This window comes from Cupriavidus sp. SS-3 (assembly GCF_035818815.1).
GTDB classification, from domain to species: Bacteria; Pseudomonadota; Gammaproteobacteria; order Burkholderiales; family Burkholderiaceae; genus Cupriavidus; species Cupriavidus taiwanensis_C.
The window spans coordinates 282,089-298,179 of the sequence record NZ_JAYLVT010000002.1; the positions used below are offsets into that span (position 1 = coordinate 282,089).

At 70.0% G+C, this 16,091-nt stretch carries 17 protein-coding genes and 1 riboswitch; of the genes, 10 read left to right on the plus strand and 7 right to left on the minus strand.

Features of this window, described 5'->3' with window-relative positions; all coding sequences use genetic code 11:
- Positions 1-2: 2 nt before the first annotated feature.
- Genes U9J39_RS04655 through U9J39_RS04675 form a run of 5 tightly spaced genes read right to left on the minus strand, consistent with a single transcriptional unit; the run spans position 3 to position 4,135 of the window.
- On the minus strand, positions 3-458 hold the full coding sequence (locus U9J39_RS04655) for a type IV pilin protein (RefSeq protein ID WP_326346733.1): 456 nt from the start codon (positions 456-458) through the stop codon (positions 3-5).
- Positions 458-2,290, minus strand: coding sequence for a pilus assembly protein PilY (locus U9J39_RS04660; RefSeq protein ID WP_326346625.1), 1,833 nt, complete (start codon positions 2,288-2,290; stop codon positions 458-460). Before U9J39_RS04660 ends, U9J39_RS04655 begins: the two co-directional genes overlap by 1 nt.
- Positions 2,287-2,880 carry a pilus assembly PilX family protein gene (locus tag U9J39_RS04665; protein WP_116312920.1) on the minus strand — a complete coding sequence of 198 codons (594 nt, stop codon included), beginning with the start codon at positions 2,878-2,880 and terminating at the stop codon, positions 2,287-2,289. The genes U9J39_RS04660 and U9J39_RS04665 overlap by 4 nt, the downstream gene beginning before the upstream one ends.
- On the minus strand, positions 2,874-3,821 hold the full coding sequence (locus U9J39_RS04670; protein ID WP_326346626.1) for a PilW family protein: 948 nt from the start codon (positions 3,819-3,821) through the stop codon (positions 2,874-2,876). Before U9J39_RS04670 ends, U9J39_RS04665 begins: the two co-directional genes overlap by 7 nt.
- Positions 3,818-4,135 carry a hypothetical protein gene (locus tag U9J39_RS04675; protein WP_147299316.1) on the minus strand — a complete coding sequence of 106 codons (318 nt, stop codon included), beginning with the start codon at positions 4,133-4,135 and terminating at the stop codon, positions 3,818-3,820. The genes U9J39_RS04670 and U9J39_RS04675 overlap by 4 nt, the downstream gene beginning before the upstream one ends.
- 548 nt (positions 4,136-4,683) lie before the next feature.
- On the opposite strand from U9J39_RS04675, the gene U9J39_RS04680 reads away from it, so the two are divergent.
- The 6 genes from U9J39_RS04680 to U9J39_RS04705 are packed head-to-tail and all read left to right on the plus strand — an operon-like array spanning position 4,684 to position 11,020.
- Positions 4,684-5,280: a GspH/FimT family pseudopilin gene (locus U9J39_RS04680; RefSeq protein ID WP_240991274.1), complete on the plus strand. Its 597-nt coding sequence runs from the start codon at positions 4,684-4,686 to the stop codon at positions 5,278-5,280.
- Complete coding sequence (pilV, locus tag U9J39_RS04685; protein ID WP_326346627.1) at positions 5,271-5,834, plus strand: type IV pilus modification protein PilV; 564 nt, start codon at positions 5,271-5,273, stop codon at positions 5,832-5,834. Before U9J39_RS04680 ends, pilV begins: the two co-directional genes overlap by 10 nt.
- Positions 5,831-6,586: a PilW family protein gene (locus U9J39_RS04690; RefSeq protein WP_116312917.1), complete on the plus strand. Its 756-nt coding sequence runs from the start codon at positions 5,831-5,833 to the stop codon at positions 6,584-6,586. Before pilV ends, U9J39_RS04690 begins: the two co-directional genes overlap by 4 nt.
- Complete coding sequence (locus U9J39_RS04695; protein ID WP_115680873.1) at positions 6,583-7,170, plus strand: pilus assembly PilX family protein; 588 nt, start codon at positions 6,583-6,585, stop codon at positions 7,168-7,170. The genes U9J39_RS04690 and U9J39_RS04695 overlap by 4 nt, the downstream gene beginning before the upstream one ends.
- Positions 7,170-10,556, plus strand: coding sequence for a pilus assembly protein (locus U9J39_RS04700; RefSeq protein WP_326346628.1), 3,387 nt, complete (start codon positions 7,170-7,172; stop codon positions 10,554-10,556). The genes U9J39_RS04695 and U9J39_RS04700 overlap by 1 nt, the downstream gene beginning before the upstream one ends.
- A gap of 5 nt (positions 10,557-10,561) precedes the next feature.
- Complete coding sequence (locus U9J39_RS04705) at positions 10,562-11,020, plus strand: type IV pilin protein (RefSeq protein ID WP_326346629.1); 459 nt, start codon at positions 10,562-10,564, stop codon at positions 11,018-11,020.
- A 15-nt stretch (positions 11,021-11,035) separates the two neighbouring features.
- Here the strand turns inward: U9J39_RS04705 and nrdR are convergent, their stop codons facing one another.
- Both nrdR and glyA read right to left on the minus strand, forming a co-directional pair.
- Complete coding sequence (gene nrdR / locus U9J39_RS04710; RefSeq protein WP_012353559.1) at positions 11,036-11,500, minus strand: transcriptional regulator NrdR; 465 nt, start codon at positions 11,498-11,500, stop codon at positions 11,036-11,038.
- Positions 11,501-11,655: 155 nt separating this feature from the next.
- Entirely contained in the window at positions 11,656-12,903 is a 1,248-nt protein-coding gene (gene glyA, locus U9J39_RS04715) for a serine hydroxymethyltransferase (protein WP_062801448.1), read from the minus strand.
- A 120-nt stretch (positions 12,904-13,023) separates the two neighbouring features.
- Positions 13,024-13,149: riboswitch (ZMP/ZTP riboswitch) on the minus strand.
- Positions 13,150-13,314: 165 nt separating this feature from the next.
- Here glyA and ybgC point away from each other — a divergent pair.
- The 4 genes from ybgC (at position 13,315) to tolA (ending at position 16,020) form a co-directional block, all read left to right on the plus strand.
- The gene (gene ybgC, locus U9J39_RS04720) at positions 13,315-13,719 is read left to right on the plus strand and encodes a tol-pal system-associated acyl-CoA thioesterase (protein WP_111519457.1); all 405 of its coding nucleotides are present in this window, start codon (positions 13,315-13,317) and stop codon (positions 13,717-13,719) included.
- Positions 13,716-14,399: a protein TolQ gene (tolQ, locus tag U9J39_RS04725; protein ID WP_012353556.1), complete on the plus strand. Its 684-nt coding sequence runs from the start codon at positions 13,716-13,718 to the stop codon at positions 14,397-14,399. The genes ybgC and tolQ overlap by 4 nt, the downstream gene beginning before the upstream one ends.
- Positions 14,400-14,460: 61 nt before the next feature.
- Positions 14,461-14,904 carry a protein TolR gene (gene tolR / locus U9J39_RS04730; RefSeq protein WP_111519458.1) on the plus strand — a complete coding sequence of 148 codons (444 nt, stop codon included), beginning with the start codon at positions 14,461-14,463 and terminating at the stop codon, positions 14,902-14,904.
- Positions 14,905-14,940: 36 nt separating this feature from the next.
- Positions 14,941-16,020 (plus strand): cell envelope integrity protein TolA, encoded by a 1,080-nt coding sequence (tolA, locus tag U9J39_RS04735; protein ID WP_115710429.1) that lies wholly within the window; start codon positions 14,941-14,943, stop codon positions 16,018-16,020.
- The last annotated feature ends 71 nt before the right edge of the window (positions 16,021-16,091 follow it).

Genomic DNA, 16,091 nt, shown 5'->3' on the forward strand with positions numbered 1-16,091 from the left:
CCTCAGCAATGGTGCGGCAAAGGCTGCGGCACCGCCGCGCCATCGGGAAGCGCCAGCCACTGGCCGGTGCTGCGCAGGATCAGCGTCCCGCATTCGCGATCCGCGGCTTGCGGCACGGCACGGAGTTCGACACAGGTATCGAGCGTGGCTTGCGGGCAAGCGCCGGCGCTTACCAGGTGGCGCACCGGGCCATTGGCGGGCACGCGCAGCGGCCACTCGCCGGCAACCATGTCGGACCCTGGCGCGGCGGCAAAGGTCATGGCTTCGAGCGCATGCCGCTCCAGCCGCAGCATCGCGCCGGTCTGCGCTGCGCGGGCTTGCGCGCGCCAGCCTCGCGCCAGATGGCGGTGCCACGCGGGCACGGCGATGGCTGCGAGGAAGGCCATCACGGCCAGCGCCGCCACCAGTTCGATCAGGCTGAAGCCGCGCTTGCGCCGGCCGGCCGATGCCAGGCTCATCATGGCGCATCCTCCCTGGCCGGGCCGACGATCTCGCGCCAGCGCAGGCGTCCGGTGCGGCGCGTGGCCAGCGTTTGTGCGATCTGCGTGACGGCGTTGCCCGTCGCTGCCCACACTGAGAGGGCAAAGGCCTGGCGTCCGGCGCCGCCCGGTTGAGCGGGCGTGCCGGGCAATTCGGTGCGGGTCGCGAACACGCTGGCCCCGGGCGGTAGCAACTGGCCGGTGGCGACCAGCAGGCGCTCGCCGGAGCTGCGCTGCACGACGGATTCCCCCGTCGCCGCCAGCACCAGGTAGCTGCGCTGCGCGCCATCGGGCGTGCGGGTCACGAACAGCAGGTAGCCGGGGAAGACCGGCTCGACCTGGACCAGCTGTTCGCCGGCATGGGGCAGGGTCAGGCGCCAGCCGGGATCCTGTGTGCCGTCGGGGGCCGCGCGCAGGATATGGCCGTTGTCCGCAACCTGGGCCGTGACCTGCCGGGGCGTGCGGGCCGTGGCGCTGCGTGTCGCAGCGCCATCGGGCACCGCGGCCAGTTCGTTGCCGGCGCCGTAGATCACCACGGGCGCGGTGGGGGATCCGAGCAATACGGGGGCCTCTTCCCTGGCCGGTCGCGCGGACACCTGCATCCGGTACAGGCAGGCCGCGGCAGGGCTTGCCCCGGCCGGCGGCGCGTCGGCGAGCGCGAAGCGCCAGAGCTGGCCGGCATCGTCGGTGGCATAGGCCGCGAGCGCGGCACCGGTGAGATCGGACAACACACTGACCGCCACCAGCCGGCCGGCCGCAGGGCCGCCGAGGCAATCGCGCTCCGGCAAGGGCAAGGTGCGTACAGCGTACTGGCCGGCCCATGCGGCGCCGGCGGGCTTGTCCAGTGGCAGCAGCGCCAGTCCGGCGCGGGCAACACCCGATTCGCCATTGGCGCTCGCATCGACGATCACCACCGCGAACCAGCGCAACCCATCCTGGCTACGGATGCCGGCAGCGCGTACCGGTCCGCGCGCGGCCAGTGGCAAGGCGTGGGTCGCAGCGATCTCCCAGATCGGCACGAACGGCATCTGTCCGTCGGGATCGGTGACGTCAAGCGCGAAGACTGCGGCGGGGTTGCCGACCGCGGCATTGGCCGGGACGCCGCACAGCAGCACCGTGCGCCATTCGCCGCGGAGGGTGACGTCCTGCGCTTCCGGGCGCGGGCATGGCGGTGGCAGCGTCGGTGTGCCCGGGGCCGGCATGGCCAGGGCATAGGGCAGCAGCGCGCCCGGCAGGTAAGCGGCACGCTCTTCGCCGGTCGCGGCATCGAACGCGTGCAGCAGGCCGTCGACACTGCCATGCCAGGCCACGTGCGGGCGCAGGCTGTAGCGCAGACGAAAGCCGGCGTGGCCGGGTTTGCCGGGCGACCAGGCCGGCGGCGCCACCACCCGCACGCGCGCGCCTGCCGCATTGGCCAGGCGGGTATCGCGCGGGCGCAGGTTGGTGCGGGTCTTGTCGCCGCGCAGCCAGTCCACCGATGCGCTGTCGCCCATGTGCGGGGCCTCGGTTACAGCATCCCACTGCAGCGGCATGGCGCGTGCCGTTGCGCCGTCCGGCGCGGCGTAGGTGAATATCCGTCGCGATGGCACCGTCCGACGGTCGAGATGGTCGCCGGCCTCCCACAAGCCAGGCGAGGGCGCCTGCGTCAGGTCCTGCCAGCCGATGGCGAACAAGCGCCCGGTCCACGGATAGGCGCCGTTCGCGCTCCGGTAGGCCAGCGGCAGCCGGCCCGCTTCGGACCCGGCGGCATGGCACGCGGGAACAAGCATCAGGGCAAGGCAGAGGAGCGCGCAGCGGGCGAGGCGGGTCATGGCTGGATCACGCTTTGCAACAGTGCGCGCACGGCGCGCGTGGGGCCGAAGCCGATCGCGGTCACACGGACCCGCGGCCACGGGGCGATTGCGACAGTGGGGTCCGGCGCGCTGTAGCCGGCCGGCGCTTCATCCAGAATTTCCGCGACATAGCGCGGCGGCTCCTGTGCGGCTGCGTTGGCCGGCAGCGCAGCGCCGGTAAAGCGGCCCAGTGGCACGCCGATGGCGTCGACGTCGGCATCGACCCGCAGCCACGGCTGCCACACCGGAGGCCCGGCCAGCGCGGGCCGGCAGACGCCCGCCTGCTGGCCGCTGCCGCAGCGACCCGGCGCAGGCAAAAGCGCCAGGCGGTCGTGCGTGTCCGGCGATGTGGCGGCTGTCAGCAGCTCGGCCTCGCCGTCGCGCAGCGCCGCCTCGGCGGCGCGGAAGGCGAGTTCGCGCTCGCGCTGCATGACGGCAAGCTGCCGGCCGGCCAGCAGCATCTGCAGTGTGGCGGCCGCGATCAGCACCACCATCAGCAGCAGGGTGGCGCACAGCAGCAGCGTGACGGCGCCGGTGTGGCGCGAGCGTGCCGGGCGGGGCGCTAGCACAGCGTCTCCTGGCAGCGTGGCGCATTGCGCAGCCGCACTGTGGCGGCGAACACGCGGCGCGCTGTGCCGGCGTGCGTCGGCGCAGCGGGCGGCAGGTCCGCCGCGGCGGTGCCGGGCAGCGACAGCGTGTCCGTAGCGCTGCTCCGGACTGGCGTGGCCGAGCCCGGCCGGTCGCCGCGCACGGCGACGGCGATCTGGACCGCCACCACGCGTTGCCAGGCGGCATCGCCCAGCGGCGGGATCGCCGATGCCGTCTCGAAGCGCTCGGGGCGGCCGTCCTGGTCCAGGTCGAGTCCATAGCGCAATTGCAGCGATTCCACGCCGCGCACCAGCGCGCCCGAGGTCCAGCCGCTGCCGTCGATCAGGCCATTGCGGCGGGCCGGGTAACGGCACAGCAGTTGCGGCACGCCGTCGGCGCCAGCCGCCACATAGAGCAGGTTCTCCGCGACGTAGCCGGCGATTGTTCCGGTGCCCGCAGCGCCCGCTGCACTTGCCGCAACCGGATAGCCACTGCAATCGGTCATGGTGTCGTCCGGCTGCGCCGGCGCGGCGGGCAGGCCGCTGCCGCTGAAGCGGACCAGCAGCGCGTCGCTTTGGCCGACCGCGGCCCTGGCGCAGGCGGGCACGGCGGCCATGGCGGGCTGGCCGCAATTGTCCGTGCCGCTGACCGCGGGCAGGGCGGTGGCGGCCATGCCGGACGCGGGCTCGCCCGGCCAGCCGGACTGGCGTAGCAGCGTGGACAGAATGGCCAGCGCGCGCTGGCCGCGTTCCTCGATCAGCACGCGGTCGGTGGCGGCGAGGTAGGCCGCGTGCGCGTTGAGGAAGGCGGCGCCGGCCGCGGCCGAGGCGATCAGGCCCAGCACCATGCCGACCATCAATTCGACCAGCGAGAAGCCGCGCGGGTGGGGCCGTGAGCTGCGCGCGTCAATGAGCACGTTCATGGGCGCCCCAATGTTGCGCCGGCCGGCTGGCAGCCGCCGACATCCGGCAACGGCGCGATGACGGCGACGGCGGCCAGCGCCGTGGCGCAGCGCCCCAGCTCAGCATCGTCGGCCGCGTTGCGCGTGGCCTGCGCCAGGCGCTCCAGTTCGCGCAGCCAGCCCAGCCCAGTGGTGCCGACCACTGCCATCGGCAGCAGTCCGGCCAGTACGATCGACAGGGCGCCAAGTGCCTCGATCAGTGCGTAGGCGCGCTGGAGCCTGGGTTGCGGGGTAGTTGGCGGCGGCGGTGGACGCCGGGTTGCGGGTGAGGACATGGCATGGGCGGTGAAGGCGATGGGCCCAGATTAGCCAGCCCTCCCGGCCGCGAACGTGCCGAAACGTAAAGCGGGAAGATCCGCACCATTGTGTTAAGCGCGGGCATGCCGGCCCCGATCGTGACGCTTGCCGGCAGTCAGTTGCGGCGGCCCAACGCGTTGCCGGCTCGCCGCCAGACGCTGACGCGATGCAATTGACAGGAATTATCAAATTCCCCACTATCGCGGGTGTTGCAAAGTCGTAACGATTCCGCTATTCGAATGGCGAATCGCGATTTCGCGGTATCCCGTTGCCAGCCACTCCGGCGGCAGCGAGGCACAGAATAAGAATTTCGGGTGCGGGCAGGCCTTTCCACCGTCAGAGCGGATCGCCTTGCCCAGGTAACAAAGCCATTTATCGGGGGTCAACATGCATCGGGTCATCCTGGCAGTTCCTTGTCCATCGGCGGCGGCACCTCTGCCCGCGCGCTGACATGCCGGCGACGGTTCGCCTTCGCGATACCGCGCCTCCCTGCCTTCACCGCGATGTGGCCCTGCCCGGCCCGGGCATGCCTGTGCGCGTGGCTAGCAGCGGCAGCCGCGCTGGCGCCGGTCCGCGCGCGTTGCGCCGGCGCTGCCGCGGGCTGACGCTGGTCGAGCTGATGGCGGTGGTGGTGATGGTGGCGATCCTGGCGGCGATCGGCACGCCTTCGTTCGTCTCGCTGCTGCGCACCAGCCGCGTCGACAGCGAGATCCAGTCGATGGTCGGCACCCTGCAGCTCGCGCGCAGCGAGGCCGTCAAGCGCGGCCTGCCGGTCAGCGTGTGCCCGTCCGCCAATGGCAGCGCCTGCCTGGGCGCCGGCAACTGGGCGCGCGGCTGGATCGCGTTCGTCGACCGCAATGGGTCGGGAACGGTGGACGCGGCCCCGCCGGCCGACGAGGTGCTGCACTACCGCGCCGGCTGGTCCGCCACCGACACCTTCACCACGCCCGCCGGCGCGGCTTTCCTGAGCTACAACCGCGACGGCTTCGCCGTGCTGCCCGGCGGCGCGCTGACGATGACGCTGCGCACCAGCCCGGTGGCCGACGCAGCCACGCGCTGCATCGCCATCAATATTGCCGGCCGGCAGACCATCCAGCGCGCCGGGGAGGGCGCATGCCAGTGACCGGACGGGACGGCTGCCTGCACCGGCGCCGCATGGCGCGCGGACTCTCGCTGATCGAGGTGCTGATCACGCTGGTGATCACCTCGGTGGGACTGCTCGGCCTGGCCAAGATGCAGGCGGCGGCGCTGGCCAATACGCAGATTGCGCGCGGGCGTTCGCTGGTGGCGCTGCAACTTGAAAGCCTGGCCGCGGCGATGCACGGCAACCGCGGCTTCTGGGCGGCCGGCACGGCACCGCAGACCTTCACGCTGTCCGGCGCGACGGTGACCGACAGCACCGGCGCGCTCAGCGCCACCGCGCCGGACTGCGCCAGCGTAGCCTGCACGCCGATCCAGATGGCCGCCTACGACGTGCAGCACTGGGCCGCGGAAATGGCAGCACACTTCCCCACCTACGCGGCCACGGTCAATTGCAGCAACGACATCAGCCGCCCGATCCGCTGCAGCCTGACCGCCACCTGGAGCGAGCACTACCTGGCCTACAACCAGACCACCGCGGCGCGGACCTCGGCCATGGCCGCCACGCAAAGCCTGACGCTGCACGTCCAGCCATGAGAGCGATCCTTCAAATCCCGCTCCGCGGGTCTCGCCGCGGGTATCGATGCGCGCAGGCCGGTGTCTCGCTGGTCGAGGTGCTGGTGGCGATGGTGATCGCGCTGTTCATGCTGGCGGCGCTGATGACGGTGTTCCTCAACCTGCGCGGCACCGTGCGCGACCAGGAGCGGCTGGCCGCGCTGCAGGACAGCGAGCGCCTGGTGATGACGATGCTGGCCAACACGGTGCAGTCGGCCGGGTACTTCCCCGATCCGCTGAACCAGGTCGCGGCGGACGCGCTGCCGGCGCTGGCGGACAATGCCTTCGGCGATTTCGTCGCGGGGCAGGCCATCGTCGGCCAGTCCGGTGCCGACGGCGCCAGCGATACGCTGACGGCGCGCTTTGTCACCGCCAGCGGCGACGGCATCATGAACTGCCAGGGGGCGGCCAATACCTCGGGCGCCAGTGTCGCCTACCTCAACACCTTTGCGGTCAATGCCGCCAACGAGCTGACCTGCGCGGTCAACGGCGGCGCGCCGGTGCCGCTGGCCGGCGGCATCTCCGCGCTGCGGGTGCGCTACGGCACCGACACCGGCAACGGCGGCAACGTCGACACCTACCTGAGCGCCAGCGCGGTCAGCGCCGGCGCACTGTGGGGCCAGGTGCGCAGTGCGCGCGTGACGCTGACCTTTGCCAATCCCTTTGCCGGTCAGCCCGGCCAGCCGGCCACGCTCGGCTGGACCCAGACCATCAGCCTGATGAACCGCCCATGACACGCGCCCAGCCAGACCGCTTGCGCGCCGGCGCCGCGCCGCGCGGCTATGTCCTGATCATCGGCCTGCTGTTCCTGCTGATCCTGTCGCTGCTGTCGGTGACGATGTTCCGCGGCTTCGGCCTGCAGGAGAAGATCGCCGGCAACACCCGCGAGAAGCAGCGCGCGTTCGAGGCCGCGCAGGGCGCGCTTCAGTACGGCGAATGGTGGCTGGGGCAGGGCAACGGCTCCGCCGGCGCGGCCTGCAACAGCGTGATCGACGCCAACGACCCGGCCAACCTGCAGGTCTGCGCCAACGCGCTGGCGGATCCGGCCAGCCTGCCGTGGACGCCGGCGCGGGCGGATTACCTGCCGCCGTCGATGCGCCTTGCGACGGCCGGCAGCCCCGGCGGCCTGAACGGCACCGACATCAACTATGCGCGCGCGCCCAGCCTCTACATCCACTATCTGGGGCTGTCGCCGGATGGCCTGTCGATGCTGTTCCGCGTGACCGGCGCTGGCTACGGCGGCAGCGACGGCACCGCCGCGGTGGTGCAGAGCACCTACCAGCTTGGCGCCGGCACCAAGGATCTCGGGAAAGAGTGATGAGCCAACCTCCACGCCTTGCTGGCATTGCCGCCGCCGTTGGTGCCACCGTCAGCGCCGCCGTCAACGTGTTGCTGGCTGGGCCGGCGCATGCGCTGGTGATCCAGGACAACCTGAACGGGGCTGCGTCCTCTTACGACTGGGTGGCGCTGAATGGCGCGTGCTTGACCGCAGGCAACGGCACCGGCTCGATTCCTGGCTGCGCCACGTCGAGCTTCACCTACTACCGGGACCGCAATTCGAAGCTGGTCGGCGGCGCCAGCGGCAGCGTGCCGGATGCCGCGGGCTACGGCGCGCTGCGGCTGACCAACGGCGATACGGCCGAGGGCGCGAACGGCGACAACCAGAACGGCGCGGTGGTGTCCCGGTTCACCTTCGGCATGCAGGAAGGGCTGCAGGTCACGTTCTCCACCGTCACCTACGGCGGCGACAACCTGCGCGGCACCGGCGCCGACGGCATCAGCTTCTACCTCGCCGACGGCAGCAAGAGCCCAACCGTGGGCGGGCTGGGCGGCAGCCTGGGCTACAGCTGCTCGAACGTCAATGGTGCGTACGACGGCGTCGCCGGGGGCTATATCGGCATCGGCATTGATGAGTTCGGCAACTTCTCGAACAAGGCCGACAACACCGACTCGGGCCCGGCCTTCCAGGCCAACCGCATCAGCGTGCGCGGCTCGGGCGACACCAACTGGGCCGGCCTGCGCGCCGCCTATCCGGCCTATTACCCTGACAGCCTTAGCGCCAGCAAGCGCGCGCAGGCGGTGCAGAACACCTGTGCGCGCGGCTATGTGCAGGACTGGAGCAGCGGCAAGGACGGCGGCGATGTCAGGGGACGGCGGCTGGCCTACAACTACCGCATGCTCGGCATCAGCGACCTGCCCGACAAGATCGCCAACCAGCAGGCGGTGTCGAGGCCGACGCGGGCCAAAGGCATCCCCATCGTCTATTCGCTCAAGCTGACCCAGAACGGGCTGCTGAGCATGTCCTACAGCTACAACGGCGGCGCCGCCACGCCGGTGATCACCGACCAGGACATCACGCAGGCCAACGGACCGGTGCCGGCGTCGCTGCGCTTCGGCTTCGCCGCGGGCACCGGCAGCGGCAGCAACGTGCACGAGATCACCTGCTTCAAGGCCGAGCCGGTGGGCCAGTCCAGCAGCTCGGCCGGCACCAACGTGCAGCAGTCGGCGCGGGTCGAGGCCGGCTCGCAGGTGTACCTGGCCTACTACCACCCGACCAACTGGTGGGGCGAGCTGAGCGCGCAGAACCTGCTCTACGATCCCGCCACCGACTCGGTGTCGATTGCCACCGTGGCCAACTGGAACGCGCATTGCACGCTGACCGGCGGCCACTGCGCGGCGACCGGCACCGCGGTGGTGGCGCAGGCGCCCGACAGCCGCAGGATCCTGACCTGGAGCGGCAGCAGCGGCATCCCGCTGCGCTGGGACGCCAACCTGCCCGACGCGCACAAGGCGAAGCTGAGCGCGGGCGATGCCGCGCCGGGCGGCGACCGCCTCGACTACCTGCGCGGGGACCGCAGCAAGGAGCTGACCGCGGCCGGCGCCGGGCAGTTCCGCAAGCGCACCGGCGTGCTGGGCGACATCATCGATTCCAGCCCGGCCTGGGTCGGCGCACCGTCATCGCCGTACAGCGGGCCGTGGACCGATGCCTTGTACAAGCGCGCCAGCCCGCCAGAGCCCGCCGGCAGCTACGACGCCTTCCGGCAAGCCAAGGCCCAGCGGCTCAACGTGGTCTATGTCGGCGCTAACGACGGGCTGCTGCACGGCTTCCGTTCCGGCTATTACAACGCCGCGGGAGCATTCGTCGGCAACGACGCCAGCAAGCCCAACGACGGGCGCGAGGTGCTGGCGTACATGCCCGGCGCGGTGCTAGACACCATCCAGTCGACGAATGCGGCGCTCGCCTACAGTTCGCCGCAATACGTGCACAACCTGTTTGTCGATGCCACGCCAGGCACCGGCGACCTCTACTACGCCGGTGCCTGGCATACCTGGCTGGTCGGCGGCCTGGGGCCGGGCGCGAACCGCGGCGGCCCGCTCGCCAGCAAGACCGCGGCCGCGACCGGCGGCGCGCTCTACGCGCTCGACGTGACCGATCCGGAACGCTTCAGCGATACCCCGGCGGCGGCCAGCGCCACGGTGATCGGCGAGTGGAACAACACGCTGCAGTGCACCGGCGATAGCGCGTGCGGCGACAACCTCGGCAACACCTATGGCACGCCCGTGATCCGCCGCCTGCACAACGGCCAGTGGGCGGTGCTGTTCGGCAACGGCCTGGGCAGCAAGAGCGGCTCGGCCGGGCTCTTCATCATGCTGGTCGACCCGGCCGACGGCTCGCGCAGCTTCCGCTATCTCGGCACCGGCTACGGGCCGCAGCAGGACCCGGCCGGCGCCAGCAGCCGCAACGGCATTGCCTATGTCACGCCGGCCGACCTCGACGGCGACCACATCACCGACTACGTCTACGCTGGCGACGTGTTCGGCAATCTGTGGCGCTTCGACCTGACCTCGGACAATCCGGACCACTGGCGCGCCGGCAGCCGCCCGCTGATGCAGACCGGCGGCAAGCCGATCTCCACCAGGGTGGCGGTGGGCTCGGTGCCCGGCACCGGAACCGGCGCCGCGGCGATGCCGCGCGTGGTGGTGGCGTTCGGCACCGGCCGCCGGCTGGAGCAGACCCAGGGCAGCGAAGCGGTGTTCGAGCCGGGCGGGCAGGGACTGTATGGCGTGTGGGACTGGGACATGGCGGGATGGAACGCCGTGGCCGGGGCACAGGCCCGCTATGCCTCGCTGGCCAGCGCCACGCGGCCGCTGTCCGGCGCCAACCTGACGCAGCAGTCGATTACCGCCGAAGGGCGCGCGGCCGGCAGCACGGTCACGGTGCGCACGGTCAGCGCCGGCAAGGTGTGCTGGCAGGGCTCGAACGCCTGCGCCAGCGGCAACAACAAGTACGGCTGGCAACTGCCGCTGCCGTCGGCCACGCGCGAGCAGGTGATCTACAACCCGGTGATCGCCTACGGCATGGTGATCGTCAACACCACCATCCCGCCCAGTTCGGCGCTGTCGCAGGCGCTGTCGTGCAATGCCGAGGTGCCGTCGGGCTTTACCATGGGCGTGTCGATGGGCTCGGGCGGCGCGGCCGCGCAGTCGTTCTTCAGCAGCACCAACAGCAGCACCTTCCCGTTGCTGAACAACGGCATCGTCAGCGGCATCGGCCTGAGCGGCACCGGCACGCCGTCGGTGGTGACGGCGAAGAAGCGGCCCTACCTGGTGCAGCAGACCGTGGGCGGCAGCGGCGCCATCACCCAGATCAACCCCGGCGCCAATGGCGCCGGCGCCCGCCTCAACTGGATACGCCTGCGCTGACGCCCATGAACCTGTCCGCATCCCCATCGCCGCGGCGTGCCGCCGCCGGCTTCACGCTGATCGAGCTGATGATCACGGTGGCGATCGCCGCGATCCTGGCCGCGATCGCCTACCCGTCCTACACCGAACACGTGCGCAAGTCGCGCCGCACCGACGCCAAGACCGCCTTGCTGGATCTCGCGGCGCGCCAGGAGCGGCTGTTCAGCACGCAGAACGTCTATGGCGGCACGCCCGCGGCGCTGGGATATGCCGGCGCGGCGTTCCCGGTGGCGGTCCAGTCAGGCGGCCAGGCCTACTACCAGCTGAGCGTGGTGGCCGGCAATCCTGCGACCAGCTACAGCGCGACGGCAACGCCGGTCGGCGCGCAGGCGGGGGACGACTGCGGCAGCTATACCATCAACCACCTGGGGCTGCAGGGGAACACGGGGATGCGCGCCGGCGTGGCGTCGGCGCAGTGCTGGTAGCAGAAGACGCAGGCGTCAGCGCTTGCCGCTGCCGGCGGTGACTTCGGCCAGCACGTCCGAGAATTCGGACACGTCTTCAAAGCTGCGGTAGACCGAGGCGAAGCGGATATAGGCGATCTTGTCGAGCTTGCGCAGCTCGCGCATCACCAGTTCGCCGACCTGGCTGCTGGGGATTTCCTTCTCGCCCAGGGCCAGCAGTTTTTCCTCGATCCGGGTAATGGCTTCGTCGATGGCTTCGGCCGAGACCGGGCGCTTGCGCAACGCCAGGCGCATCGAATCCTTCAGCTTGGCGCGGGCGTAGTCCACGCGCGAGCCGTTTTTCTTGACGATGGCGGGGAAGAACAGCTCGATCCGCTCATAGGTGGTGAAGCGGCGATCGCAGGCTTCGCAGCGGCGGCGCCGGCGCACGGCATCGCCGTCTTCCGACATGCGGGTGTCGAGAACCTGGGTATTGGAATGACCGCAAAAGGGGCATTTCATGCCGGACCACCTTCAGTTGAACCCCATCGCCTTGTCCGTGTTGTCGTTCTGCGGCGGCGGGGCGGGTTGGCGAGGCCCGCGACCTGCGCCGGGGGTGGCACGGACCGCGGAGCTGCCGGCCGCCCGTGCGCGTGCGCGCGGGCGGCCTGGGCGCGTCAGCCGTAGACCGGGAAACGCTTGGTCAGGGCCGACACCTGCTCGCGCACCGCGGCGATGTTGGCGGCGTCGTGCGGGTTGTCCAGCACGTCGGCGATCAGGTTGCCGACGATGCGGGCTTCTTCTTCCTTGAAGCCGCGCGTGGTCATGGCCGGCGAGCCCACGCGGATGCCGGAGGTGACGAACGGCTTTTCCGGGTCATTCGGAATCGCGTTCTTGTTCACGGTCAGGTGCGCCTCGCCCAGGATGCGCTCGGCTTCCTTGCCGGTGATGTTCTTGGCGCGCAGGTCGACCAGCATCACGTGGCTTTCGGTGCGGCCCGAGACGATGCGCAGGCCGCGCGCGATCAGGGTCTCGGCCAGCACCGCGGCGTTCTTCACCACCTGCTGCTGGTATTCCTTGAACTCCGGCGTCAGCGCTTCCTTGAACGCCACCGCCTTGCCGGCGATCACGTGCATAAGCGGGCCGCCCTGGATGCCCGGGAAGATCGACGAGTTGATCGCCTTCTCGTGCTCGGCCTTCATCAGGATCACGCCGCCGCGCGGGCCGCGCAGGCTCTTGTGGGTGGTGGTGGTGACGAAGTCGGCGTGCGGTACCGGGTTCGGGTAGACGCCCGCGGCGATCAGGCCGGCGTAGTGGGCCATGTCGACCATGAAGTAGGCACCGATCGACTTGGCGACCTTGCCGATACGCTCGAAGTCGATGCGCAGCGCGAAGGCCGAGGCGCCGGCGATGATCAGCTTGGGCTTCTTCTCTTGCGCCAGCTTTTCCAGCGCGTCGTAGTCGATGTCTTCCTGGGCGTTGAGGCCGTAGCTGACCACGTTGAACCACTTGCCGCTCATGTTCAGCGCCATGCCGTGGGTCAGGTGGCCGCCTTCGGCCAGGCTCATGCCCATGATGGTGTCGCCCGGCTTGAGCACGGCGAAGTACACGCCCTGGTTGGCCTGCGAGCCCGAGTTGGGCTGGACGTTGGCGGCTTCGGCGCCGAACAGCTGCTTGACGCGGTCAATGGCCAGCTGCTCGACGATGTCGACATACTCGCAACCGCCGTAGTAGCGCTTGCCGGGATAGCCCTCGGCGTACTTGTTGGTCAGCTGCGAACCCTGCGCGGCCATCACCGCGGGCGAGGTGTAGTTCTCGGAGGCGATCAGCTCGATGTGGTCTTCCTGGCGCTGGTTTTCCTGCTGGATGGCGGCAAAGACCTCGGGGTCGATCTGGTCGATCGTAAAACGGCTGCGTTCGAACATGGCGAAACTCGTCTGAAAAAAGGGAATCCGATGCAGGCATCGGGGGTAGGGCGCGCGGGGAAGGCTAGCGGCGACCGGCACCGGCGGCTTGGCCGTCGGCGCAGGCGCACCCTGCTTCCCATTCGCTGCCCAGGCGAGCGGCAGGCATGACTCGCGTCAACGCCATGGCGTTTGGAAACTTCACGCCAGAGAACTTGCGCTTCCTCGTGGTAGTGCCCACTGACTTCGCCAGTCGCGCAAGATGGAATGGTTGCGCGCAGTGTAGCGCGAGGCGGCCGCCCGCCGCAAGCCGTGGACCCGCCAGCCGAGGGCTGGCAAGGGCTGGCGCGGCCCTGGCCAGCAACTTGCTGTTGCAAAGTCGTCCTGCGGGTTTACACGAAACGGGTATCGCTCTCCGTTACAATCGCGGCCATGCCAAACTTTGTCTGGACCCTGCGGGTGTACTGGGAAGACACCGATGCAGGCGGCGTAGTGTTCTACGCCAACTACCTCAAGTTCTTCGAGCGCGCCCGCACCGAGTGGCTGCGCTCGCTCGGCATCGAACAGCAGGCGCTCGCCGACCAGGCGGGCGTGGTCTTCATCGTCCGCAGTACGGCGGTGGACTACAATGCGCCCGCCCGGCTGGACGACCAGCTTGAGATCCGCACGCGCATCGACCGGGTCGGCCCGGCTTCGGTGCAGTTCACCCAGGAAGCCTGGCGTGGCGAGCTGATGCTCGCGACCGGCGCGATCCGCGTTGGCTGCGTCGACAAAAGCACTTTCCGCCCCGCCCCGATCCCCGACCCCGTTCTAGCCACCATCAAGTCAGCACGATGAATCCCGTGACCGTCACGCAAGACATGTCGATCGTAACGCTGGTGCTCCACGCCAGCGTGCTGGCACAGGCCGTCATGGCGCTGTTGCTCGTCATGTCGCTGTTTTCGTGGACCTATATCTTCCGCAAGCACCTGGCGGTGCGTTCGGCGCGCACCCAGACCGAAGGCTTCGAGCGCGACTTCTGGGCCGGCGGCGACCTGCAGGCGCTCTATAACAGTGCCGTCAACAACCGCCACAACACCGGTGCGCTGGAACGGATCTTCGAATCCGGCATGGGCGAGTTCCTGAAGGCGCGCGAGCGCGGCAACGAGGCCGGCGCGCTGCTCGACGCCGCCCGCCGCGCCATGCGCGCGGCCTACCAGCGCGAGATGGACGTGCTCGAATCGCATTTGCCGTTCCTGGCCTCGGTCGGTTCGGTGAGCCCGTATATCGGCCTGTTCGGCACGGTGTGGGGGATCATGAACGCGTTCCGCGGCTTGTCCAATGTGCAGCAGGCGACGCTCGCGTCGGTGGCGCCCGGCATCGCCGAAGCGCTGGTGGCGACCGCGATCGGCCTGTTCGCGGCGATCCCGGCAGTGATTGCCTACAACCGCTATGCCACCGAAATCGATCGTCTGGCGATCCGCTTCGAGAGCTTCATGGAAGAGTTCCTGAACATCCTGCAGCGGCAGACCCGCTAACCGTATTCCCTATCAACGGCCCGGGCGGTGAGCCCGGGCCGGCGTTTCCAGGAGTCCTGCAATGGCAGCCATTCAGCGCCGCGGCGGCTCGCGCCGCCGGGCCAGCGCCGAGATCAACGTCGTGCCGTATATCGACGTCATGCTCGTGCTGCTGGTCATCTTCATGGTGGCAGCGCCGATCGTCAGCCCCGCCACCGTCGACCTGCCCACCGTGGCCAATGCCACGCCGCAGCAGAAGGCGCCCCCGATCGTCGTCACCGTGCATGAAGACGGCCAGCTCACCGCGCGCGGCAAGGACACCGCCGGCAACGCCTTCGAACGCAAGCTCGACAAGCAGGGCCTGCTGGACTTCGTCCACCAGCGCCAGAACGAGAACCCGGACCAGCCGGTGGTGATCGCCGCCGACCGCGCGGTCAAGTACGAGGCGGTGCTGGACGTGATGTCGGTCCTGAAAGCCGACGGCGTCAAGCGCGTGGGCCTGATGGTCAAGTCCAAGACCTCCTGACGTATTGAAGCACCTATCCGATTGCCGTTGCGCTTGATGACGACCGCCGCCGCCTATCCCTACCAGCCGGTCAAGGAGCGGGGAACCCTGCGTTCCTTCCTGCTCGCGCTGCTCATGCACCTGCTGCTGGCCGTGGTGCTGTACTACGGCGTGAGCTGGCAGAGCAGCACCCCGGTCGGGGCCGAGGCCGAACTATGGGAGGAAATCCCCGCCGCCACCGCGCCCCCGCCGCCACGGCCGCAGCCGCAGCCAGAGCCCGAGCCGGTGGTGCAGCCGCGTCCGGCGCCGCCGCCGCCGCAGGTGAAGAGCAAGGTCGAGGACGACGCCGATATCGCGCTGGAGCAGAAGAAGCGCCGCGCCGAGGCGGCCGCGCGCGAAGAAGCCGAGCGCAAGGAAGCGGCCCGCAAGGAGGCCGAGCGCAAGGAGGCTGAGCGCAAGGAAGAGGCGCGCAAGGAAGCGCTGCGCAAGGAGGCCGACCGCAAGGAAGCCGAGCGGCGCGAGGCCGAGCGCAAGGAAGCGCAGCGCAAGGACGACGCGAAGAAGAAGGCCGCGCAGCAGGAGCAGGAACGCAAGGAACTGGCCGAGCGCGAGCGCAAGGAAGCCGCCGAGGCCAAGGCCAAGGCCCAGGCCGATGCCAAGGCCAAGGCCCAGGCCGACGCCAAGGCGAAAGCGCAGGCCGACGCCAAGGCCAAGGCGGATGCCGACGCCAAGGCCAAGCGCGAAGCCGCCGCCAACGCCCAGCGCAAGAGCGAGCTGGCGCGCCTGCAGGCGCTGGCCGGCGGCTCCGGCGCGGGTGGTGGCGGGGTCGGCAACGCGGCCGGCGCCGGTGCCGGCGGTGGCGGCAAGGCTTCGCCCGGCTATGCCGACCGCGTGCGCCGCCGCGTCAAGCCGAACATCGTCTTTACCGAAGACGTGCCGGGCAACCCGAACGCGGTGGTCTCGGTGCAGCTGGCGCCGGACGGTTCGCTGCTGTCGGCGCGGCTGTCCAAGTCCAGCGGCAACTCCGGCTGGGACAATGCCGTGCTGCGCGCGGTCGAGCGTTCCGATCCGCTGCCGCGCGACGAGAACGGCAAGGCGCCGGCCAGCTTCACCATTACCTTCCGGCCGAAGGACTGAGTGGGACCGGGTGAACGGCACGGCACGATTTGCAACATAATGCAACCTTCATCGTCGGGTTCCGGTCCCAG